This is a genomic window from Trinickia terrae (assembly GCF_005144415.1).
Lineage (GTDB): Bacteria > Pseudomonadota > Gammaproteobacteria > Burkholderiales > Burkholderiaceae > Trinickia_A > Trinickia_A terrae.
In genome coordinates, this window is record NZ_SWJE01000002.1 from 136,099 (window position 1) to 157,510 (window position 21,412).

Here is a 21,412-nt window from a genome sequence, read left to right on the forward strand (position 1 = left end):
CTCGGCCCGGGAAAAACCAACAAGTGGAACAAGCCTTTCTGATCTCGACCGGCGCGGTCGCACTCGCCGAAATCGGCGACAAGACCCAGTTGCTCTCGCTCGTCCTCGCAGCCCGCTACCGCAAGCCTCTGCCGATCATCCTCGGCGTGCTCGCCGCCACGCTCATCAACCACGCGGGCGCCGGCGCGCTCGGCACGTGGCTCGGCTCGATCCTCACGCCGACCATCATGCGCTGGGCGCTCGCCGCCTCATTCCTCGGCATGGGGCTCTGGATCCTCGTGCCGGACAAGCTCGAAGAAGGCGAAGCCAACGCCAACCGCACGCACCTCGGCGTGTTCGGCGCGACCGTGGTCACGTTCTTTCTCGCGGAGATGGGCGACAAGACACAGATCGCGACCGTCGCCCTGGCCGCGCGCTTTCACGATTTCTTCGGCGTGGTGGCGGGAACGACGCTCGGGATGATGATCGCCAACGTGCCGGCCATCCTGCTCGGCGACCGTTTCGCGCACAAGCTGCCAACCAAGGTCGTGCACGGCATCGCGGCGGTGATGTTCGTGGTGCTGGGCGCGCTGGCGCTGTTCGGCGTCGGGGTCTGAGGTAAAGCGCCTGCGGCGCGTGTCGAACTGACGGACGGTGACAAACGGTGACAAACGGCCCAAGCGCCGCGGCGCCTGGGCAAAAGCAAGCTCGCTACTGAGCCGGCTTCGGAGCGGCCGAAGGCGCCGCGCCGGAAGCGGCGGCCGACGCGCTCGCCGGCGACGGCAGCGCGACCTCGTTCGATGCGCCGCCGTTCTTGTCGACGGCGATCTTCACGGTGCGCACCGCGCCGTTGCCGGCCGGGAAATCCGCCAGCGCGCTGCGCACCAGATACGGCATCGAGCTCACGAGCGAGGGATCGTCATTCGCATTGCGCGCCGTGACGTTATAGACCTCCTTGCCCGTCGCGCGCTCGGTGATGCGGATGCCGAGCACATGCGTATAGACCGGGAAGCTCTGCGTCACATAACCGGAGGGATACGGCCCCCAGGGACCCCACGGCCCCCACGGGTCGACGGGCCGCCAATAGGGCCCCCAGATAGGCGGCGGCGCATAGTAGACAGGCTGCGACACGGTCGCCATGTCGCTCTTGATCGCATAGGTCAGGCCGACCCAATAGCGCGCCTGGGTGGCCGATGCCTGCTTGAACCCGTACATCGCCAGCTCGTTCGCGACGATGTTTTCATAGGTGGTTTGCTCCAGGCTGTTTTCCTGGGACGGCGAGCGCGCGAACGCGTAAGTGCGCGTGGCATCGCTGCCGTTGCCCCAGTCGGAGAAGGCCGTGACCTGCGTCGTCACGTAGGTCGTGCAGCCGGAGAGCAACGCGGCGAACACCCCCAACAGCAGCATGGCGCTGCGCCTGTACTGGTCGAACTTCATGATCATCCTCGTCTTGCGATCGTCGCCCTGGCACCGTGCGCGGGCCGCCCGATAATACGCTGACTGGAGCGCGCCCCCAAAAGTTCGTCCCTCACAAGCGGCCACAGCCTTTGTACAATGGCCCGACAGCCTCGCCAGCCGTTCTCGCGCGAGCCGATTCTTCCGGTTTTTTCATTCGAAAGCCATGTCCGATACCAGCACCCCTGTCGTCATCCATCGTGCCGACTACGCGCCGCCCGCCTTCCTGATCGATTCCGTCGCGCTCGAATTCGACCTCGTGCCCACGCGCACGATCGTCAGGAACACGATGCGCATGCGCCGCAATCCCGGCGCGGTCCGCGCACCGCGTCTCGAACTGCTGGGCGAGCAGCTCGAGCTCGTCTCGGTGGCCGTGAACGGCGCGCCGCATGCGGCCGCCCGCGCGCACGAGCACGGCCTCACGCTCGACGACGTGCCCGATGCGTTCGAGCTGACCATCGAAAGCGCTTGCGCGCCGGCCGAGAACACGACGCTCTCGGGCCTCTATGTCTCGAGCGGCAACTTCTTCACGCAATGCGAAGCCGAAGGCTTTCGCCGCATCACCTACTTCCTCGACCGCCCCGACGTGATGACCACCTACACGGTCACGCTGCGCGCGGACAAGACGGCCTATCCGGTGCTGCTCTCCAACGGCAACCTGATCGAGGAAGGCGACCTCCCCGACGGCCGCCACTTCGCGAAATGGGAAGACCCGTTCAAGAAGCCGAGCTATCTGTTCGCGCTCGTGGCCGGGCAGCTCGTCGCGCTCGAGGAGCGCATCAAGAGCGCGTCGGGCAAGGAAAAGCTGCTGCAGGTGTGGGTCGAGCCGCACGACCTCGGCAAGACGCGGCACGCGATGGAGTCGCTGATCCATTCGATCCGCTGGGACGAAGAGCGCTTCGGGCTCGAGCTCGATCTCGACCGCTTCATGATCGTCGCCGTGAGCGACTTCAACATGGGCGCAATGGAGAACAAAGGGCTCAACGTCTTCAATACGAAGTACGTGCTCGCGAATCCGGAAACGGCGACCGATACCGATTTCGCCAACATCGAGGCGGTGGTTGGCCACGAGTACTTCCACAACTGGACCGGCAACCGCGTCACCTGCCGCGACTGGTTCCAGTTGAGCCTGAAGGAAGGCCTCACCGTGTTCCGCGACCAGGAGTTCTCGGCCGACATGGCGGGCGGCGCGTCGAACGAAGCCGCGCGCGCCGTGAAGCGCATCGAGGACGTGCGCGTGCTGCGCCAGATGCAGTTCGCCGAGGATTCCGGTCCGATGGCGCACCCGGTGCGCCCCGAGAGCTACGTCGAGATCAACAACTTCTACACAATGACCGTCTACGAAAAAGGCGCGGAAGTCGTGCGGATGTACCAGACGCTGTTCGGCCGTGACGGCTTCAGACGCGGCATGGATCTCTACTTCAAGCGGCACGACGGGCAGGCCGTCACCTGCGACGACTTCCGCGTCGCGCTCGCCGACGCGAACGGCCGCGACCTCGCGCAGTTCGAGGGCTGGTACAGCCAGGCGGGCACGCCGCGCGTCTCGGTGTGGACGAACTATGACGCCACCGCGCTGCGCTACACGGTCACGCTCAAGCAAGGCTACGGCGACGTCGCGCCAGCCGCGCGCGAGACGCAAACGGGGCCGCTCCTGATTCCGTTCGCGATCGGCCTGATCGGCCGCGACGGCGCCGACATGCCGCTGCGTCTCGACGGCGAGAGTGCCGCCGCCGGCACGACGCGCGTGCTCGAATTCACCGGGACCGAGCAGACCTTCACGTTCGTCGACGTGCGCGAGGAACCGCTGCCGTCGCTGCTGCGCAATTTCTCGGCGCCGGTCGTCGTCGAATACGACTACACGGCCGGCGAGCTCGCGTTCCTGCTCGCCCACGACAGCGACCCGTTCAACCGCTGGGAAGCCGGCCAGCGGCTCGCGACGCGCGAGCTGCTCGCGCTCGCCGCCCGCGCCGCGCAAGACGCGCCGCTCTCGCTCGACGACTCGGTCGTGGCCGCATTCGCGCGCGTGCTGAACGACGAGACGCTGTCGCCCGCATTCCGCGAACTGGCGCTGATGCTGCCGTCCGAAGCCTATCTGGCCGAGCAGATGGCCGAGTCGAACCCGGCGGCCGTGCACCGCGCGCGGCAGTTCGTGCGCAAGCGTCTCGCCGCGGCCTTGCGCGACGACTGGCTCGCGATCCACGAGCGCCACCAAACGCCGGGCGCCTATGCGCCGACGCCGGAGGCCGCAGGCCATCGCGGCTTGAAGAACCTCGCGCTCGCCTACCTCGCCGAGCTCGACGACCCGGCCGAGGCGGTCAAGCTCGCCAGCGCGCAATACGCCGAAGCGAACAACATGACCGATCGCGCCGCGGCGCTGTCGGCGCTGCTCGCGGCGTCCACGGCGCAGGAGACGCCGGCCGCCGAAAGCGCGCTGGCCGACTTCTATCGCCGCTTCGAGAAGGAGCCGCTCGTGATCGACAAATGGTTCGCTCTGCAAGCGACGCAGCGCGGCACCGCCGCGCGTCCGGTCATCGAAGTCGTGCGCAACCTGATGACCCACCCCGCGTTCAACCTGAAGAACCCGAACCGCGCACGCTCGCTGATCTTCAGCTTCTGCTCGGCGAACCCCGCGCAGTTCCACGCGGAAGACGGCTCCGGCTACGCGTTCTGGGCCGAGCAGGTGATCGCGCTCGATGCGCTGAATCCCCAGGTCGCGGCGCGTCTCGCACGCGCGCTCGAATTGTGGCGACGCTATACGCCGGTGCTGCGCGAGAAGATGCGTGCGGCGCTCGAACAGGTGGCCGCGCAAGCGAAGTCGCGCGACGTGCGCGAGATCGTCGAGAAGGCGCTCGTCTGAGCTGCCGGGCTCGGTCTTCCGAGCCGCCCCCTCCGGTCGAAACCGGCACTTCGGTGCCGGTTTTTTTTTTCGTGTCGACCCGAGTTAGCGCTTACTTGGGTCCCATGCAAAACCCTGTGGAATGCCGCTGGCCATTCGGATAGCTGGCGCCGTCACGTCGAACCGGCGATAGTCCATCACATCGCATTTGATGGTTTACGTTTAACGTGACGCGTTATATGATCCCCATGATCAAGACATTCGGCGACAAAGCCACCGCTGCGGTTTTCGAAGGATATGTCGTCCACTCGCTGCCCCGTCACATCCAGGCGGGCGCGCACCGCAAGCTGTTGCTGCTCGATGCGGCCGTCTCGCGCGAAGACCTCTACACACCGCCCGGCAACCGCCCGGCAACCGGCTGGAAGCGCTGCAAGGCGACCGCAGCGGGCAATGGAGCATACGCATCAATTCGCAATGGCGAATCTGCTTCCACTTCATCGAAGGCGAAGCGCTGAATGTCGAAATTGTCGACTATCACTGACCGGGAGGCCTCAATGGCTATCGAACGCGCGGCGCTCAAGCGCGCCGACTTCACCGACATCGGCACCGGAGAGCGGATCGCCGCCGTCCATCCGGGCGAGATCCTGCGCCTGGAATTCCTCGAGCCGCTCGGCATGTCGGCCAACGCGCTCGCCCTTGCGCTGCATGTACCCGCTCCGCGCATCAACGATGTCGTGCGCGGCAAGCGCGCCGTCTCGCCGGAAACGGCGCTGCGGCTCGCGCGCTATTTCGGCACCAGCGCGACGTTCTGGCTGAACCTGCAAAACGCGCATGACCTGCGCGTCGCCACCGATACGGCAGGCGCGCAAATCGAACGCGAAGTCGAGCCGCTGCCGGCCGAGCTGCGCCCCAAGCGTCCCAAGACGCCGCGGCCGCTCGCGCGCATGGCGGCCGGCGCCGCACGGCGCGGCAAGGCCGGCGCCGCACGGCGCGGCAAGGCCGCCGCTTAGCGCTATCCATCCCTGCCGGTTCGCTTGCGCGCAAAAAGACACCGGACGGCCACAAGCCGGCGGGTAAAATCGAGGGCATTCCCATGCCATCCCGGAGTACCGCAATGTCTTTGCAACGACGTACCACCCTAACGAAGTACCTGATCGAGCAGCAGCGCGCGACCAACAACCTGCCCGCCGACCTGCGCCTGTTGATCGAAGTCGTCGCGCGCGCGTGCAAGAGCATCAGCTATCACGTCAGCAAGGGTGCGCTCGGCGACGCGCTCGGCACGGCCGGCAGCGAGAACGTCCAGGGCGAAGTGCAGAAGAAGCTCGACATCCTCTCGAACGAAATCCTGCTCGACGCGAACGAATGGGGCGGCAACCTGGCGGCGATGGCGTCGGAGGAAATGGAGCATGTTTTCCCGATCCCCGCCAACTATCCGCGCGGCGAATATCTGCTGGTGTTCGATCCACTCGACGGCTCGTCGAACATCGACGTGAACGTGTCGATCGGCACGATCTTCTCGGTGCTGCGCTGTCCGGACGGCCAGCAGGCCACCGAGCAGTCGTTCCTGCAGCCGGGCACGCAGCAGGTGGCGGCGGGCTACGCCGTGTACGGCCCGCAAACCGTGCTGGTGCTCACCACGGGCAACGGTGTGAACTGCTTCACGCTCGACCGCGAGCTCGGCTCGTGGGTGCTCACGCACGCCGACCTGCGCATTCCGGCCGACACGCGCGAGTACGCGATCAACGCGTCGAACGCGCGCCATTGGTACCCGCCGGTGCAGAAGTACATCAGCGAGCTGAACGCCGGCAAGGAAGGTCCGCGCCAGTCCGACTTCAACATGCGCTGGATCGCGTCGATGGTCGCCGACGTGCATCGCATCTTGAACCGCGGCGGCGTCTTCATGTATCCCGCCGACAAACGCACGCCGGACAAGCCGGGCAAACTGCGCCTGATGTACGAAGCGAACCCGATGGCGTTCATCGTCGAGCAGGCCGGGGGCGCTGCCACGAATGGCAAGCAGCGCATCCTGGAGATCCAACCCACGGGCCTGCACGAGCGTGTCGCGGTATTCCTCGGCTCGAAAAACGAGGTCGACCGCGTGACCCGCTACCATCTCGAATGAAAAATTTGAGCAATGGGCTTGCCAACCGGCTAAAAGCGCGTCTATAATCGCGTTTCTCTGATGCCGGAATAGCTCAGACGGTAGAGCAGCGCATTCGTAATGCGAAGGTCGGGGGTTCGATTCCTCTTTCCGGCACCAACTGAATCAAGCAAAAAGCCCAGTCCTCGTGACTGGGCTTTTTGCTTTCCGGGCGGCGAAATGAGTGAGGCGCCGCGCATATGACCGAGATAGTCGCTCGCCGATAACCCCGTCGCGACGAGCGCCCGCCTCAATTGCTTTGGATCCCGAATTGACACCCAAGCCTTCGGTCCGCCGTCCCGCCGACGCCTTGATATCGATCGACGGGAACAGGATCTGCCGAGAACCCTCGGTGTCGCAGGCAGGGGGAAACGACAACTGCTCTTCCCCGCCTCCGTGGCGACACCCGCATGAGGCCGTCCGCCTGCGACGGAATAAACTTGACTTGGCCTCACCGCCATAGGCAAGGCCGTAATAAGAACAGACAAGGTTGCCGTTCTCAACCCCGCCTTGGAGTGCGGTGCACCGCGATTTGGACAGGCGTCGCGCGCACCCGTCCCTCGACGGACATCGACTCTAACTAAGTACGAACCGGCATAGGGTACGGACACGAAGGAGAAAACATGCGTTGGTTGCCAGCAGTTTCGCGAACGGCCTGCCGAGCGGCGGGCGTGGCGGCAACGATCGCGGCACTGGTCGCACTCGCTACACTGGCCGCCTGCGGCGGCGCCCGTTCGTTCGGCATCTCGCCGCAGGGCGTCGCGTTCGGCCTCGCCGCACCGCGGCACATCGCCCTCGACGCCCGCGCGAACAGCGTTGCCGTGCGCCCATCGGACGGCGCGGTCTTCATCACCGACGATCGCACCAACACCGTCTTGAGCTCGGCGAATGGCGTCGCGTTCACACCGTATGCCGCGCTTCCCGTCGTCGCGGACCAGCCGAACGCGCTCAGTCAGCTGACCTTTTCCCCCTCAGCCGAGCTGTTCGTCGCGCGCTTCGGATTCGGCACGGCGGGCGCCGTGTTCGCGGTTGCCGACCGAGGCACGCTCTACGCGTTGAGCGGCCCCGATCCCGCGCGGCGCCGGCTGGGGCTTGCATCGGCCGGCAACGGCGTGCTGCTCTCGACATGGTTCGTCAAGAACGATGCAGGTCCATCGCAAGGCGGCCTGAGCCTCCTGAGCTATGACGCGGCAACCCGCACCGCGAGCGAGCGCGATCTGCTGACCGGCCTCGGCAAGCCCGTCGGCGTCGCGGTGGCGGGCGGCACCGTGTTCGTGTCGGACCAGACCGGCAACCGCATCGTCGCGGCGAACCTGGATCAACTGCTCAATGCGCCGCAGCCCCTCGCCTCCGTCACGACGTTCGCGCACGTTGAAAGTCCCGATCTGCTGGCCGTCGACGCGAGCGGCACGCTCTATACGAAGTGCAACAAAAGCGGCCTGTGCAAGATCGCGCCCGACGGCACGGTCAGCGTGCTCGCCGACGACTTTCAGGACGCTCGCGGGGTCGCCGTGGACACGGCCCGTCACAAGCTGTACGCCATCGATCGCCCGGCGTCCAAAACCTCGGCGAGCGACTTGCGGATCTTCTGGCTCAAGTAGAAGCAAACGGCCACGCCAACGAACGGCGCGCCGCAACGAGCGCATCACGACTTGCGCCCGCGCAGCTTCAGCGGCATCTGCGCGCGGCTCGCGGTGGACAGGTAAAGCCCGCCGAACACCGGGCACCACGCATCGAGCACGCGCACGAACCGGCCATCGGCAAGCTGCACGCTCACGTAGTCCTCGATCACGTCGGCGCCGGTTGCGAGCGGCGTCTTCTCGGCCTTGGATTGCGACGCCCCATGGGCGCCCGGCATGTCCATGCCGCCCATCTGCCCGGCGTGCGCGTGTGATGCGCCCGCCGCGGCCGGGGCTGGGGCCGTCGGCGCGCTCGAGGCCGTCGCCGCCGGCTGCGCGAACGCCCCGAACGACGCACATGCGATCCACGCCGCAGCGAGTTTTCTCAAAGCTGCCATTTGAGTTCTCCATAGAAGGTGCGGCCGGAATACGGGTGGAAGACGTAGTAGCGGCAGTCGGTGGGGTTGTCGATGCCGACCGACGCGGTCACGTGGCGGTCGAACCGGTACTACGCCTTCAGGTCGATGACCGTAAACGAGCTGGTGCCGCCATAGACGTCCGGATTGATGTCGCTGTTGTCGAGCGCGCTGTACTGGCGCCCCGAATACCGGACACCGACACTGCCGAGCAGATGCTCGTCGAAGTGGTAGACCATCAGGAGGTTCGCTCGCACGACCGGGATGCGCGGAAAGCGCTGGCCGGCGTACGCGGGGTTCGCCGAGTCGGCGAGCGTACGCGCGCTCGCTGCGGAGACGTTCGCATCGAGATCGAGCCCTGGAACATCTCGGCGACGGCCGGAAAGCGCGTGCCCGTCGCGAACGACAAGCGGAACAGCCAGTCCTCGGTCGCCTGCCATTGCACCGATGCCTTCGGCGACAGCGCGTTCGCGCTGCGATGGGCGTAGCCGATGGTCGTCGAGCCGTTGCCGAGCGAGCCGCCGTACGCGTTCCATTGCTCGTAGCGCAGGCCGAGCGTCGCGAGCCAGCCCGGTGCGAAGCGCCACGCGTCCTGGCCGTAGAGCGCCTGCGTGCGCGTGTTGCCCATGTAGCTGTTGGCGAGCGTCGTCGGCCGGCCGCTTCTCCAGTCCTGCGTGTTGTAGGTGCGGTTGCGCAGGAATAGGTGTCGAAGCGGTAGCCGAACGTGAAGGCATGGCCCGCGAACGACGGCGACTCAGCTCTCAGGTCGGCGGTCTGCCAGCCGTCGCCGTAGAAGATCGTGCCGGGCCGCCCTGCGCCGCGTCGGGCGGCGCGCTCGTCGAGGCGTTCAGCACGTCCTGCGAGACGTTGTACTGCGAGAGCGTTCCCGACAGGCGCCAGCCCGAATCGAGCCTGACATTGGTGCCGAGGCCGTAGAGCCAGTTCTCCTGCTTGCCGTTCTGCGGCGCGAACGCGGTCGGCGAGAAGTTGTAGGTCTTGCCGTCGATGACGACATTGCCCGCCATACACGGGGTTGCCGTTCGCGTCGCGCAGGAACGTCTCGCCATGATCGTTGTAGCGGTTCTCCCAATGGCCGAGCGTGAACGTTGCGTCGACGTGGTCGGTGAGCGCGTAGCCCATGCGCACGCTCTCGTTCGTCTGCTCGGTGTGATCGAGCGACTGCGCGCCGACGATCACGCGCGGCTGGCCGTTCGGCCCGATGTCGCCGGCCGCGCCCGACACCGGCACCGCCGGCCCGAACTTCGCGTCGGCGCCAGGAGTCGCGGCCGCGTATTGCATCGGCTGGCTGTCGTTCTCGAGCCGGTCGAGCGAGAGCGAATATCAGAACCGGCCAACCCGGTCGGCGATGTGCGCCGACTCGCGATTGCCGCCGAAGCTTTGTGCGAAGCCGTACGGATCGTGATAGCGCTGCGTGAAAAGCTGGGTATCGAGCGATGCCTCGAGCTTGGTCGGCTTCTTCGTGGTGATCTGCACGGTCGAGCCGATCGAGTTGCCCGGATAGAGCGCCGAGAACGGGCCGTACAGGACTTCGATCTGCGCGATGTCGTCGGGTGCGATCAGCGACCAGCGCGGCGGATACGAATAGCTCGGGCCAAGCAGGTTCGAGAGCAGCAAGCCGTCGGCATAGACGAGGCCGCGCGCGCTCTGCAGCTCGTTGAAGTCGCGCCCGGCGAACGGCGCATTGCGGTCGCCGACGAAGCGCTTGCGCACCATGAGGTTCGGCATGTACTTGAGCGCGTCTTCGGCCGTGACGACGTTTTGGGTGTCGATCCGCTCGCGGTCGACGCGCTCGACGACGTCCGGCGTATGAGGCGCGAATGCGGGACGCGCGGCCGTCACATTGATGGCCGTCAGGGTCTGCGCAGGGGTCAACGAGTTGCTGGATTGAGCCGTTAACTCGGGAGCGGCCTGCGAAGCGGGAGCAGCGGGGGCGGACGGCTCCGCCCAGGCAAAATCGATGGGAACTATTCATTTTATTGACCCATCTCGAAAAAGAGCCGATGTGTGCCGTTAAAGCAACAGAGCCGCAACGAAACGTTTCCATGCTGGTGATGGGCAAGAGCCGCGGCAGATAATGGGATCTACTAGGAGATGAATCATGGATGCCAAACCGACAAAAGTTCCGACACCCGACAAGGTGATGAGCCCGGATCCGGAACCGGTAGGCGTTGAATTTCTCGGCGCCGAGCTGCCTGAGCATGTTCGCGCGTTCCTCGACGAACAACGCAAATCGTGCGATCCCAAGTAAATGCGCAACTGCGCGGTATGCCGCGCCGTCCTGTGACATTTGCGCTACGCGCCGCTGGCAACGTCCGCCACGACGCCGTTTCGGCGCGCTCGTTCTCCGTCGGGCAAAGTACGGTGCTTGCTTCGTCTCACGCCGTTTCCAACGCGCGCCTGGTCCGCGCTGGTGGTTCGAGTATCAGCGCCCGCTGATTTGCACCCGGATGCGCGGCTCACGCGCATCGTCTATTCTTTCCCCTTTTGTTTCCGGCCTGTCGGCTTGCTTGCTCGCCGCAGCCCCTTCACTGCCCACACATCCATGAAACTCTCGCTTCGCGCCGGCGCCATCGCGGCGCTCGCATGTATCGTCTGCGCCGGCTTTGCGCCGCGCCAGGCCGCCGCCGACGGCGACGACACCCCGCTCACCAACATTGTCGCCCTCGCCTCTCAGCGTCTTGAACTGGCTGAACCGGTCGCGCGCTGGAAATGGGCCAACCACAAGCCGATCACCGATGCGCCGCGCGAAGCCGCGCTACTCGCGGACGTCGAAAAGAGCGCATCGGCGGCCGGCGTCGACCCCGCTTTCGCACGCGCATTCTTCCAAGACCAGATCGACGCAAGCAAGCAGGTGCAGAACGCGCTCTTCGACGCGTGGCAAAAGACACGCCCGCCGGAGGGCGCGCCGCCCGATCTCGCCACGAGCACGCGTCCGCAGCTCGATCGCATCACGCAGTCGATGATCGCGGGGCTCGCACGCGTGCAAGGCATGCGCGATGCGCCCGACTGCCCGTCGCGCGTAGCGCGCAGCATCGCGAACTGGAAGGCGCTGACGCGCTATGGCGCAACCGGCTCGAGCGCCCTCGCGACAGCGCTCGGACACGTGTGCTCGACAGGCGGCGTCGGCGCGGTCGGCTGATCAGGCGGTCGTCGCGACGCTGTCGCCGAGCGGCGTGACGCGCAGCCCGCGCGCGAGGTGGGTCTGGAGAATGCGATAGGTCGACAGCTCGAATTCACGCGCTGTGCTGCCCGCGGCGAGTGCAGCCGCGTCCGCGAGCGATGCCGCGCAGCCGAGATAGCGCCAGCGGTCGACCACATGGAACGAGGCGCCGGGCGCGTCATCCGAGCGCTCTTCGAAGACGATAGCGCCCTCGAACGGCCAAGGTGCGCCGGTAGGATCGCTGCGACTCACGCGCGGCAGCCGGTTGTGCGCGGGACGCAGCGTGGCGATCCACTGCGCCTCGGTGAGCAGCGCGCCGAGTTCGCCCCCCGTCTCGCGCCATTCGACCCGCCGCACTTGCTGCGCCAGCCTCGCTTCCTTTGCCGAACGGCGCTCGCCGGACAAATGCGAGCGCACGCGCTGACGCAGCCGCACGCTGCGCCCAACGTACAACGGAACACCCGACTCGCCGTAGAACGCATACACGCCGCAACCCGCGGGGGCGGCTTCGAGCACGTCTTCGGTGATGTCGCCGGCCAGGCGGAAGCGGCGCGTCGTGCGGTCGATCTGCTCGCGCAGCACCTCGTTCGGAATCAGTCCGTGCAGCCGTTGCCAGAACTGCCAGAGCAGATCGGCATCGGCGAGCGCGCGATGCCGCGCCGACGGCACGAGCCCGTGGCGCTCGACAAGCGCATCGAGACCATGACGTTTCTCGGCCGGATACAACGCCCGCGACAGACGCACGGTGCACAGCACATCGGGATTGAAGCTCAGTCCGGCACGGCGGAACTCGCTGCGCAAGAAACCGCGATCGAAGCTCGCGTTGTGCGCAACGAACAGCTTGCCGTCGAGCCGGCCGAAGAGGTCGTCGGCGACCGCCTCGAACGTCGGCGCGCCGCGCACCATGTCGTCGGTAATGCCGGTGAGCTGCTGGATGAACGGAGGAATCGGCTGCTGGGGATCGATCAGCGTGCTCCAGCGAGACACGCCTTGCGGACTCGCTTCGACGACGCCGATTTCCGTGATCCGATGTTCCGAAGTTGAACCGCCCGTGGTCTCGAGGTCGACGAAGACGATTGGCGTATCGATGGCGGGGTTCGACAAAAGCGGGGCTGGCATGAGAGGAGGGTTGAATGCGTCGGTCTGACGAAGTATGCACCAGCCAATGCCCACAAGACCCTTGCTTGGGGAATTTTCCTGTCTGACAGGCTCGCACCGAACCGGGAAGCGTTAAAACAATCCGACGAGAAATCGACACCACTGCAACAATCAAAAATTGAACCGATTTCCCTTCAATTCGTTAAATGCGCCTCACACGCGATATTCCGAATATCCCGAATACTGATTCACGGGATAATCCGACATAATATAATAAAATCGTCAGATTAATTATCCACCAGCAAGCAGCCAAGAAAAACCTTAAGCAAAATCCGCAATTGACGATCCTCATTGACCACCGCAATAACGCATATTACTAAAGGTCGGCCCGCCCGCAAGCCGCGTCACGAGGCCATGACTGTAAAGAAAAGCCCCCTGCAGAGCAGGGGGCTGGCGTAGCGGCTCAGCGATCAGAGCGGACGAATATTAGCCGCCTGCTTGCCCTTGGGGCCGTTCTTCACTTCGAACGAGACCCTCTGGTTCTCTTTCAGGGATTTGAAGCCTTCCGTACGAATTTCCGAAAAATGCGCAAACAGATCGTCGCCGCCCGTATCGGATGTGATGAAGCCAAAGCCCTTAGCATCGTTGAACCATTTTACGATACCGGTTTCCATAATACAGTTTCCCTCGAAATTTTAATAAAACGGGCCGTGCCCACAGCTGAAAATACCAAAACCCGGACGGGCCGCACAGTGAACGGATTGCCGCAGCACGGTGATTGGCAAATCGGGCCCCACTTTTATAAAGGCAACGATCCGCGACAGTCAAGTAATTTTTTCGCAAATGCTTAATGCATTGCAGCTAGCCGCTGGCGATTATCTGTTCTGCATAATCTCGCAAATGGGCTTTCGTCCAACCACAAATACATCCAGATATGACTCGAGCATGTCAAGCCCCATCCGAACAGGCAGGAAAAGGTACCGAAATCGTAACGAAGTATGTCTTTGGTAAGTGTTTCTACGAGTTGTTGCGGTAAGACCGTCACTTCATGATTGCAAGAGCAGCGTTGCATCTGGAGATCGTCATGCTGATGAGTGACTTGAAGCGCATCATGTCGTGGTTTGCGCGCCGGCACCACGCATCCGCACCGCGAGCCAATGTCGCATCCGGGCAACAAGCATCGATATTGGAGGTTGACCCCATGTGGCATGGCGACCACTGGCAAAACCTGTTGTCGTCGCCGATGGATGCACGGCATTACGTGATGGAAGACTGGACGACAAGCGCAACGCCTGAATCCGAAGGCGCAGACTCACCTGGCGTACGTGGAGCGCGCCGCCGGGCACATTAATATTAGGGGCAAAAAAAAGCGCGACCGAAAAGTCGCGCCGACAAAGGTTTGGAGATCTTTTTCCGTCAACGAAAAAGTCTGCTTCGCAAAGCAGAAACCCGATTATAGCGACGCGATGGCGCGCAATTATCGGCGGCCGGAGCAAACAACTATTTCAAGAACCTCAACAATCCGGAAGGAAACGACCTGAAGGATTGTTGTTTTTCCGACTCGCAGTCTGTCACAAAAACACAACGCGCTCCGTTTGACTATCCCGTCAAGCCCCGTTGGTTATCTCGTAAACCCTTGAGCATCAAGGCTTCGCAGCAATCCCGCCATCATTGCGCCATCCCGAATAGATTATTGCGATATTCGGAATGGCACCATCCACGACTGTCTATTTACACTCCGCCCTGTCTGGTGACGGCTTCATTTGCCCACCGGCACGCAGTCATGTCGTCGACCTCTCGCAGCGTGACTGCGCGACGCAAGTTCCTTCAAGACTGGGTTAGAAAGCCCGCTCTCCTATTCCGGAGCTCACAAAGATGAAAAAGACTCTTCTGGTCGCTGCCCTGTCGGGCGTTTTTGCAACGGCTGCTCACGCACAGAGCAGCGTCACGCTGTACGGCCTGATCGACGCGGGCATCACGTACACGAACAACGCCGGCGGCCATACCCGTTGGCAAGAACAAAGCGGCGCGATCAACGGCAGCCGCTGGGGTCTGCGCGGTTCTGAGGACCTGGGTGGCGGTCTGAAGGCCATCTTCACGTTGGAAAATGGCTTCAACATCAACAACGGCACGCTGGGCCAAAATTCGCGTGAATTCGGTCGTCAAGCGTTCGTCGGCCTGACGAGCGATCAGTTCGGTGGTGTGACCCTCGGCCGTCAATATGACAGCGTCGTCGACTTCGTCGGCCCGCTGGCTCTGACCGGCACGCAATACGGCGGTACGTCGTTCGCACACCCGTTCGATAACGACAACCTGAACAACTCGTTCCGCGTGAACAATTCGGTCAAGTACACGAGCGTGAACTACGCAGGCTTCAAGTTCGGCGGCATGTACGGCTTCTCGAACCAAGCTGGTCAATTTGCAAACAACCGCGCGTACAGCCTTGGTGCGTCGTACAACTTCGCCGGCCTGACTGCCGGCGTGGGCTACCTGCAATTGAACAACAGCGTGGCAGCCGGCGCGCTGACCAACAGCACTAACGGCGCTGTCGCTAGCGACAACACGTTCGTCGCCGGCCGTCAGCAAACCTGGGGCGCTGGCCTGAACTACGCGTTCGGCCCGGCAACGGCTGGCGTTGTCTACACGCAAACCAACCTGAGCCAAACTTTTGGTATCGCGTCGAGCGCTGCTGGTCAGTCTGTTAGCGGGCTTAACGGTCAGAGCATCCACTTCCAGAACTTCGAACTGAATGGCCGTTACGCACTGACCCCGGCTCTGAGCCTGGCTGCTGCGTACACGTACACCCAAGCGAACTTCGGTGCGGGCGTCCTGCCGAAGTGGGGCCAGTTCAACCTGCAATCTGACTATGCCCTGTCGAAGCGTACGGACGTGTACCTGCAAGGCGAATATCAGCACGTGATGAACAATGCCAACGGCAAGATCGGTGCGATGATCAACGGCCAAGGCTCTGGCGGTGCATCGTCGACCAGCAACCAAGTTGCTGTGACGGCTGGTATTCGTCACCGCTTCTAAGCTGTACAAGCTCTACCGCAGCATCAAAAAAGGCGCCGCTTGCGGCGCCTTTTTTGTCTGCCGGCTATCAGCGGGAGCACAGCAACGTCGGCCTGAGCCGCCGCTCCTGCTGTATAGCCAGAACACCATTTCACGCATCGATTACGCTGCGGGGTAGGTAACGCACGTCCAAAACGTCGATCAGCTGCGGCCCCGCTGGCGTATGCAGCATCACCGCATCCCCGACGCGCGCCTTCAACAGCGCCCGCGCAATCGGCGAAATCCAGCTGACATGCCCCTGATCGAGGTCGACCTCATCGACGCCGACGATCGTCACCGTATGCGACTCCCCATCCGCCGTCGCATATTCGACCCTGGCACCGAAAAACACCTGATCGACACTCTCCTGCTTGCTGCTGTCGACCACCTCGGCGAGATCCAGCCGCTTCGTCAAGAAGCGGATACGCCGGTCGATTTCGCGCAGCCGGCGCTTCCCATAGATGTAATCGCCGTTCTCCGAGCGGTCGCCATTCGATGCCGCCCACGACACCAGACGCACCACTTCGGGCCGCTCGACGTCGATCAGATGCAGCAACTCGTCGCGAAGCCGCTTATGCCCCGCGGGCGTGATGTAGTTCTTGGCGCCGGCCGGCATTTCCGGCTGGGCGAGATCGAGATCGTCGTCGGCGTCGTCGCTCGACTCTTTGACAAAGGCTTTATTCATGATGCGGACCACAACAAACGTACAATCATCAAGGTTACACGCGAAAGGCACGATGCGAGAAAAAAGCGCTGATGGCTTCCCTTTTCCCGCGACTTTGCTATAATCTCATTTCTGCGTGCGGCTGTAGCTCAGTTGGATAGAGTACTTGGCTACGAACCAAGGGGTCGTGGGTTCGAATCCTGCCAGCCGCGCCATTTTTTTCGAAGAGCCTTCCTGCGAAGGCTCTTTTGTTTCACCGAAGTACCGTTTTGCGTGCGGCTGTAGCTCAGTTGGATAGAGTACTTGGCTACGAACCAAGGGGTCGTGGGTTCGAATCCTGCCAGCCGCGCCACCCATATGACAAAGGGCCTTCCAGTCGGAAGGCCCTTTGTCTTTTCTGCTGCGTTTTTTGGAATGCACCCAAGCGGGCGCCAGACGCTCAATAGTCGGCCCGCTCGCGATCGATCCGCATCCCGCCTTCGTGGCGATGGTGCCCCTCTTCGCTCGGACGCTCCCGCGCGATGCGCATCACGTCCGGATTCGTCCGCACGCGCCGCATCACGTTCGCCAAGTGCACACGATCGCTAACCTGGATCACGAAGCGCAGGACTGTCGATTCCTGCGACAGATCCTCATCCATGGCGATGTGGACGATGTTGGCGTCCGCGGAGGTGATATCCGCCGCTACACGCGCAAATACGCCCTTCGTATTCTTCACGAGCACCTTCACCGCCACGTCGAACAAACGGCCCGGCTGCGGCGCCCACGCGACGTCGATCCAGCGGCCCGGATCGCGCCGATGGATGCGCTGCGCGACGCGGCAATCGGCCGTATGAATCGCCATGCCGAGGCCGATGCCGATATAGCCCATGATGTTGTCGCCCGGAATCGGGCGGCAGCACGCCGACAGCTGCACCGACATCCCCTCGGTGCCCGTGATGACCACGGGCGGCGCGTGGTGCGACGCCGCATGCTCGACGCGCGGATGCTCGTCGTCGCCGTCACGGCCGCTGATCAGCACCTCGATGCGCTTGGCCATCACGGCGGCCACGCGCCGGCCGAGCCCGATATCCGCGAAGATTTCCTGACGATTCTTGTTGCCCGTCCATTGGACGAGCTTTTCCCAGACTTCCGGATCGACGTCGGCAAGCGAAAGCCCGTAACCCTTCAGGCTCTGGTCGACTAGCCGCTCGCCGAGCTGCACCGATTCGTTCAGGCGCATCGTCTTCAGGTAGTGGCGGATCGCCGACCGCGCCTTGCCGGTGCGCACGAAACCGAGCCAAGCCGGATTCGGCTTCGAATACGGCGCCGTGATGACCTCGACGATATCGCCACTCTTGAGCTCGGTGCGCAGCGGCAGCAGCTCGTTGTTGATCTTCACCGCAACGCACTGGTTGCCGAGATCGCTATGGATCGAGTACGCGAAATCGAGCGCGGTCGCACCGCGTGGCAGCGCCATGATCTTGGCCTTCGGTGTAAACACGTAGACCGCATCCGGGAACAGGTCGATCTTCACGTGCTCCAGGAATTCGCTCGAATCGCCCGCTTCGCTCTGAATGTCGAGCAGCGACTTGAGCCACTGGTGCGCGCGCTTCTGGACATCGTTCAGGTCCGCGCCGCCGTTCTTGTACAGCCAGTGCGCCGCTACGCCCGCCTCCGCGATCTCGTGCATCTTGCGCGTGCGCACCTGGAATTCGATGGGCGCGCCGAACGGGCCGACGAGAGTCGTATGCAGCGACTGATACCCGTTGACCTTCGGAATCGCGATGTAGTCCTTGAACTTGCCTGGCACCGGCTTGTAGAGCGCATGCAGCGCGCCGATGCAGGTGTAGCACTCGAGCGCGCTGTCGACGACCACTCGGAAGCCGTACACGTCGAGCACCTGCGAGAACGACAGTTGCTTGTCGCGCATCTTCTTGTAGATGCTGAAGATCGTCTTCTCGCGGCCCGTAACTTCGGCGTCGATCTGCGCATCGGAGATCGCACGCTGGACCGATTCGAGAATCTTGCCGACCACTTCGCGCCGATTCCCGCGCGCGGCCTTCACGGCCTTCTCTAGCGTGGCGTAGCGATGCGGATTGAAGTTCGCGAAGCTCAGGTCCTGCAGCTCGCGATAGGTGTTGTTCAGCCCGAGGCGGTGCGCGATCGGCGCGTAAATGTCGAGCGTTTCGCGCGCCACGCGGCGGCGCTTCTCGGGCGGCACCGCACCGAGCGTGCGCATGTTGTGCAGCCGGTCGGCGAGCTTCACGAGAATCACGCGCACGTCGCGCGCCATCGCGAGCAGCATCTTGCGGAAGTTCTCCGCCTGCGCTTCCTCGCGATTGCGAAACTCCATCTTGTCCAGCTTCGACAACCCGTCGACCAGTTCCGCCACCTTCGCGCCGAACCGCTCCGCGAGCTCGGTCTTGGTGACGCCCTGGTCTTCCATCACGTCGTGCAGGAGCGCCGCCATGATCGACTGGTCGTCGAGCTTCCAGCCGGCGCAGATTTCCGCGACGGCCACAGGATGGGTGATGTAGGGTTCGCCGCTTTGGCGATATTGTCCGAGGTGGGCTTCGTCGCTGAAATGGAACGCCGCCTTGACCTCTTTGATCTCGTCCGCGCTGAGGTAGCCGGAGAGTGCCGTCGTCAGCTTCGCAATCGATACGACATCGTGCTTGCGAGGCTGCTCAGGCGTTGCGGTCGGCCCGAACAGATGGCGAAACGACTGTTCGAGGACCGCGTCGATGTATTTGCGGGCAGCCGACGGCGTGTCAGCTTCGTGATCCGCGTCTGCGGAGGCGGACGATGGGGTGGTGCTCATATTCGCCTCCGTGTCGGTTACGTTGCCGGACTGCGCCTGGATCGGACATGGCTGCCTAAGCAAGCCGCGCGTTATACCGGGACCTTCTTGAGCATCTCGAGACCGATCTGGCCGGCCGCGATTTCGCGCAGCGCCACGACGGTGGGTTTGTCGCGGCTTTCGATCTTCGGCGTGTGGCCTTGCGCAAGCTGACGCGCGCGATACGTGGCGGCGAGCGCCAGTTCGAAACGGTTCGGGATTTGTTTCAGACAGTCTTCGACGGTAATGCGAGCCATGTTCGGAAATTCCTTCTCAGTATGTTGGTTATTCTACCTTATGTGCGCAAGCGCCCGCCTCAGTCGGCGTGCGGCAAGTGGATGCCGAGCTCGACGAAAAGCGACGCGTGGCGCGCGTATTGCGACGCGAAGCGCAGGCGCGTCGCGGCAACCAGGCATCGCAGTTCCGCGAGCGCCTGATCGAAGTGCTCGTTGATCAACACGTACTCGGCTTCCGATGCATGCGCGATCTCGCTGCCCGCGGCAAGCAGGCGGCGTGTGATCACGTTCGGCTCGTCCTGGCCGCGCTTTTTCAGGCGCTCTTCGAGCGCGTTGAGCGAGGGCGGCAGAATGAAGATCTCGACCGCATTGCGAAACTGCTTCTTCACCTGCTGCGCGCCCTGCCAGTCGATTTCGAGCAGCACGTCATGGCCGATTTTCATCTGCTCTTCGATCCACAGGCGCGAAGTCGCGTAGTAGTTGCCGTGCACTTCCGCGCTTTCGAGGAACTCGCCTTGCGCATGGCGCGCCAGGAAATCGTCGACGGTCGTGAAGTGGTAGTGCTGGCCGTCCTGCTCGCCGGGACGCGGGTTGCGCGTCGTGTACGAAATCGACAGACGGATGGCCGGATCTTGCGCAAGCAGCGCGTTCACGAGCGTGGACTTGCCGGCGCCCGAAGGCGCCACGACCATGAACAGGTTGCCGGGATAAACGCCCGCGTACGGATTGCGCGGCGCCTTGCGCGCGCCGCCGCCCGGGTTCGCTTCGTGCGGTTCTTGCGGTTGGTGGGTGTGGTCGGTCATGTGCGTGGTCACTCCAGGTTCTGCACTTGTTCGCGCATCTGTTCGATCAGCAGCTTGAGCGTCATCGACGAATCGGCGAGCTCCTTCGCCGCCGCCTTCGAGCCGAGCGTGTTCGCTTCGCGGTTGAGCTCCTGCATCATGAAGTCGAGCCGCTTGCCGACCTTGCCGCCCTTCTCGATGACGTGACGCGTTTCGTTCAAATGCGCGGTGAGGCGCGACAGCTCCTCGGCGATGTCGATGCGAATACCGTACATCGTCACTTCCTGGCGAATGCGCTCCGCGATCTCTTCGCGCGACACGATCGTCGCGGCGGAATCGGGCGCGGCGATGCCGAGCGCTTCCTGCAGGCGCTCGACGATCTTCTGCTGATGCTTGGCGATCAGCTCCGGCACGAGCGGCGTGATCCGCTGCACGATCGCTTCCATCTCGGTGACGTTATTGAGCAGCATCGCGGCGAGTTGCGCGCCTTCGCGCGCGCGCACATCGATCAATTCGTGGATCGCCTGCTTGCCGCACGCGAGCACGGCGTCGCGCAGGTCTTCCGGCGACACGCCGCTCTCGGCGAGCACACCGGGCCAGCGCAGGATTTCACCGGTGCGCATGCGCTCGGCGCCGGGAAACGATTCGAGCACCGCGCGCTCGAGCGTGGCCAGCTGGTCGAGCGCGTCGCGATTGAGCGAGCCTGCGCTCGCCGTCTGCTCGCTGCGCTGCAGGTTGATCCGGATGTCGACCTTGCCGCGCGAGAGCTTGTTCATCAGCATCTCGCGCAACGTCGGCTCACAGGTGCGAACGTCTTCGGGCATCCGGAAATTGAGGTCGAGAAAGCGCGAGTTCACCGTGCGCAACTCAACCGATACGCTCGCGCCGCCGGCGCCTGTGGCAGCCGCGAGCTCGCGCGTCGCGCTCGCGTAGCCTGTCATGCTGTAGATCATCGTTCGTCTCGCGATAGAGGCCGTATGCGGCCGGTTGTCTGGAGACGCCCGGCGCGTACGAGGCGCAAGGCGTTGAACGCGCATTATCCCATTTTTACCGATCGCGCTTGGTTCAGGCCGGCGATGCTCCGGCGCGGCGTTGGCGCGATTCGATCAGCGGTAAAATCCAGGTTTTCCCTCC

General features: G+C 63.6%; 18 protein-coding genes, 3 tRNA genes and 2 pseudogenes. 13 read left to right on the plus strand and 10 right to left on the minus strand.

Translation table 11 applies throughout. The annotated features are described in order from the left end of the window. Positions 1–23 precede the first annotated feature (23 nt). Complete coding sequence (locus FAZ69_RS03755) at positions 24–596, plus strand: TMEM165/GDT1 family protein (protein WP_136892614.1); 573 nt, start codon at positions 24–26, stop codon at positions 594–596. 94 nt (positions 597–690) lie between these two features. Here the strand turns inward: FAZ69_RS03755 and FAZ69_RS03760 are convergent, their stop codons facing one another. Then, a complete protein-coding gene (locus tag FAZ69_RS03760) occupies positions 691–1,416 on the minus strand; it encodes a DUF4136 domain-containing protein (protein WP_136892615.1) in 726 nt (241 codons plus the stop codon). Positions 1,417–1,600: 184 nt separating this feature from the next. Between FAZ69_RS03760 and pepN the strand changes: the two genes are divergently transcribed. The 6 genes and pseudogenes from pepN to FAZ69_RS03790 all read left to right on the plus strand — a co-directional run bounded on the left by pepN (position 1,601) and on the right by FAZ69_RS03790 (position 8,011). Further along, on the plus strand, positions 1,601–4,291 hold the full coding sequence (pepN, locus tag FAZ69_RS03765) for an aminopeptidase N (protein ID WP_136892616.1): 2,691 nt from the start codon (positions 1,601–1,603) through the stop codon (positions 4,289–4,291). A gap of 227 nt (positions 4,292–4,518) precedes the next feature. After that, a pseudogene (locus FAZ69_RS03770) lies at positions 4,519–4,811 on the plus strand (type II toxin-antitoxin system RelE/ParE family toxin). A 13-nt stretch (positions 4,812–4,824) separates the two neighbouring features. Beyond that, positions 4,825–5,280 (plus strand): HigA family addiction module antitoxin, encoded by a 456-nt coding sequence (locus tag FAZ69_RS03775; protein WP_136892617.1) that lies wholly within the window; start codon positions 4,825–4,827, stop codon positions 5,278–5,280. Between the two features lie 104 nt (positions 5,281–5,384). Further along, complete coding sequence (locus tag FAZ69_RS03780) at positions 5,385–6,392, plus strand: class 1 fructose-bisphosphatase (protein WP_136892618.1); 1,008 nt, start codon at positions 5,385–5,387, stop codon at positions 6,390–6,392. 62 nt (positions 6,393–6,454) lie between these two features. Beyond that, positions 6,455–6,530: transfer RNA gene (locus tag FAZ69_RS03785), tRNA-Thr, on the plus strand. 503 nt (positions 6,531–7,033) lie between these two features. Further along, positions 7,034–8,011 carry an NHL repeat-containing protein gene (locus FAZ69_RS03790; protein ID WP_136892619.1) on the plus strand — a complete coding sequence of 326 codons (978 nt, stop codon included), beginning with the start codon at positions 7,034–7,036 and terminating at the stop codon, positions 8,009–8,011. Between the two features lie 44 nt (positions 8,012–8,055). Here the strand turns inward: FAZ69_RS03790 and FAZ69_RS03795 are convergent, their stop codons facing one another. Continuing rightward, positions 8,056–8,427: a type 2 periplasmic-binding domain-containing protein gene (locus tag FAZ69_RS03795; protein ID WP_136892620.1), complete on the minus strand. Its 372-nt coding sequence runs from the start codon at positions 8,425–8,427 to the stop codon at positions 8,056–8,058. Further along, positions 8,415–10,434: pseudogene (locus FAZ69_RS03800) on the minus strand (TonB-dependent receptor). The gene FAZ69_RS03795 and the pseudogene FAZ69_RS03800 overlap by 13 nt, the downstream one beginning before the upstream one ends. Positions 10,435–10,564: 130 nt before the next feature. Between FAZ69_RS03800 and FAZ69_RS33165 the strand changes: the two are divergent. Both FAZ69_RS33165 and FAZ69_RS03805 read left to right on the plus strand, forming a co-directional pair. Continuing rightward, the gene (locus FAZ69_RS33165) at positions 10,565–10,714 is read left to right on the plus strand and encodes a hypothetical protein (RefSeq protein ID WP_169708548.1); all 150 of its coding nucleotides are present in this window, start codon (positions 10,565–10,567) and stop codon (positions 10,712–10,714) included. Positions 10,715–11,008: 294 nt separating this feature from the next. Further along, a complete protein-coding gene (locus FAZ69_RS03805; RefSeq protein ID WP_136892621.1) occupies positions 11,009–11,605 on the plus strand; it encodes a chorismate mutase in 597 nt (198 codons plus the stop codon). Here FAZ69_RS03805 and FAZ69_RS03810 read toward each other — a convergent pair whose 3' ends face one another. Continuing rightward, on the minus strand, positions 11,606–12,745 hold the full coding sequence (locus tag FAZ69_RS03810; RefSeq protein ID WP_136892622.1) for an exonuclease domain-containing protein: 1,140 nt from the start codon (positions 12,743–12,745) through the stop codon (positions 11,606–11,608). It lies immediately after the preceding gene. A gap of 449 nt (positions 12,746–13,194) precedes the next feature. Beyond that, positions 13,195–13,398, minus strand: coding sequence for a cold-shock protein (locus FAZ69_RS03815; RefSeq protein WP_136892623.1), 204 nt, complete (start codon positions 13,396–13,398; stop codon positions 13,195–13,197). Between the two features lie 374 nt (positions 13,399–13,772). Between FAZ69_RS03815 and FAZ69_RS03820 the strand changes: the two genes are divergently transcribed. Together FAZ69_RS03820 and FAZ69_RS03825 are read left to right on the plus strand one after the other, a co-directional pair. Beyond that, positions 13,773–14,075: a hypothetical protein gene (locus tag FAZ69_RS03820; RefSeq protein ID WP_240702102.1), complete on the plus strand. Its 303-nt coding sequence runs from the start codon at positions 13,773–13,775 to the stop codon at positions 14,073–14,075. A 524-nt stretch (positions 14,076–14,599) separates the two neighbouring features. Next, positions 14,600–15,757, plus strand: coding sequence for a porin (locus tag FAZ69_RS03825; protein WP_136892624.1), 1,158 nt, complete (start codon positions 14,600–14,602; stop codon positions 15,755–15,757). 130 nt (positions 15,758–15,887) lie between these two features. Here the strand turns inward: FAZ69_RS03825 and greB are convergent, their stop codons facing one another. Next, complete coding sequence (gene greB / locus FAZ69_RS03830) at positions 15,888–16,460, minus strand: transcription elongation factor GreB (protein ID WP_136892625.1); 573 nt, start codon at positions 16,458–16,460, stop codon at positions 15,888–15,890. 117 nt (positions 16,461–16,577) lie between these two features. Between greB and FAZ69_RS03835 the strand changes: the two genes are divergently transcribed. Together FAZ69_RS03835 and FAZ69_RS03840 are read left to right on the plus strand one after the other, a co-directional pair. Next, positions 16,578–16,654, plus strand: a tRNA-Arg gene (locus tag FAZ69_RS03835). Between the two features lie 60 nt (positions 16,655–16,714). After that, positions 16,715–16,791 (plus strand) — tRNA-Arg (locus tag FAZ69_RS03840). An 87-nt stretch (positions 16,792–16,878) separates the two neighbouring features. On the opposite strand, the gene FAZ69_RS03845 is transcribed toward FAZ69_RS03840, so the two are convergent. The 4 genes from FAZ69_RS03845 to FAZ69_RS03860 all read right to left on the minus strand — a co-directional run bounded on the left by FAZ69_RS03845 (position 16,879) and on the right by FAZ69_RS03860 (position 21,231). Next, a complete protein-coding gene (locus tag FAZ69_RS03845) occupies positions 16,879–19,242 on the minus strand; it encodes a RelA/SpoT family protein (protein ID WP_136892626.1) in 2,364 nt (787 codons plus the stop codon). A gap of 71 nt (positions 19,243–19,313) precedes the next feature. Further along, a complete protein-coding gene (gene rpoZ / locus FAZ69_RS03850; protein WP_136892627.1) occupies positions 19,314–19,517 on the minus strand; it encodes a DNA-directed RNA polymerase subunit omega in 204 nt (67 codons plus the stop codon). Positions 19,518–19,576: 59 nt separating this feature from the next. Further along, the gene (gene gmk / locus FAZ69_RS03855) at positions 19,577–20,299 is read right to left on the minus strand and encodes a guanylate kinase (protein WP_136892628.1); all 723 of its coding nucleotides are present in this window, start codon (positions 20,297–20,299) and stop codon (positions 19,577–19,579) included. Between the two features lie 8 nt (positions 20,300–20,307). Beyond that, entirely contained in the window at positions 20,308–21,231 is a 924-nt protein-coding gene (locus tag FAZ69_RS03860) for a YicC/YloC family endoribonuclease (protein ID WP_136892629.1), read from the minus strand. Positions 21,232–21,412 lie beyond the last annotated feature (181 nt).

What these genes read in the sequence shown, in the direction of transcription:
- pepN (WP_136892616.1), top strand. Translation starts at nt 1,601, where the DNA reads ATGTCCGATACCAGCACCCCTGTCGTCATCCATCGTGCCGACTACGCG.
- FAZ69_RS03805 (WP_136892621.1), top strand. Translation starts at nt 11,009, where the DNA reads ATGAAACTCTCGCTTCGCGCCGGCGCCATCGCGGCGCTCGCATGTATC.
- FAZ69_RS03860 (WP_136892629.1), bottom strand. Translation starts at nt 21,231, where the DNA reads ATGATCTACAGCATGACAGGCTACGCGAGCGCGACGCGCGAGCTCGCG.
- FAZ69_RS03760 (WP_136892615.1), bottom strand. Translation starts at nt 1,416, where the DNA reads ATGAAGTTCGACCAGTACAGGCGCAGCGCCATGCTGCTGTTGGGGGTG.
- FAZ69_RS03820 (WP_240702102.1), top strand. Translation starts at nt 13,773, where the DNA reads ATGATTGCAAGAGCAGCGTTGCATCTGGAGATCGTCATGCTGATGAGT.
- FAZ69_RS03845 (WP_136892626.1), bottom strand. Translation starts at nt 19,242, where the DNA reads ATGAGCACCACCCCATCGTCCGCCTCCGCAGACGCGGATCACGAAGCT.
- FAZ69_RS03795 (WP_136892620.1), bottom strand. Translation starts at nt 8,427, where the DNA reads ATGGCAGCTTTGAGAAAACTCGCTGCGGCGTGGATCGCATGTGCGTCG.
- FAZ69_RS33165 (WP_169708548.1), top strand. Translation starts at nt 10,565, where the DNA reads ATGGATGCCAAACCGACAAAAGTTCCGACACCCGACAAGGTGATGAGC.
- greB (WP_136892625.1), bottom strand. Translation starts at nt 16,460, where the DNA reads ATGAATAAAGCCTTTGTCAAAGAGTCGAGCGACGACGCCGACGACGAT.
- FAZ69_RS03825 (WP_136892624.1), top strand. Translation starts at nt 14,600, where the DNA reads ATGAAAAAGACTCTTCTGGTCGCTGCCCTGTCGGGCGTTTTTGCAACG.
- gmk (WP_136892628.1), bottom strand. Translation starts at nt 20,299, where the DNA reads ATGACCGACCACACCCACCAACCGCAAGAACCGCACGAAGCGAACCCG.
- FAZ69_RS03810 (WP_136892622.1), bottom strand. Translation starts at nt 12,745, where the DNA reads ATGCCAGCCCCGCTTTTGTCGAACCCCGCCATCGATACGCCAATCGTC.
- FAZ69_RS03780 (WP_136892618.1), top strand. Translation starts at nt 5,385, where the DNA reads ATGTCTTTGCAACGACGTACCACCCTAACGAAGTACCTGATCGAGCAG.
- FAZ69_RS03775 (WP_136892617.1), top strand. Translation starts at nt 4,825, where the DNA reads ATGGCTATCGAACGCGCGGCGCTCAAGCGCGCCGACTTCACCGACATC.
- FAZ69_RS03790 (WP_136892619.1), top strand. Translation starts at nt 7,034, where the DNA reads ATGCGTTGGTTGCCAGCAGTTTCGCGAACGGCCTGCCGAGCGGCGGGC.
- FAZ69_RS03815 (WP_136892623.1), bottom strand. Translation starts at nt 13,398, where the DNA reads ATGGAAACCGGTATCGTAAAATGGTTCAACGATGCTAAGGGCTTTGGC.
- rpoZ (WP_136892627.1), bottom strand. Translation starts at nt 19,517, where the DNA reads ATGGCTCGCATTACCGTCGAAGACTGTCTGAAACAAATCCCGAACCGT.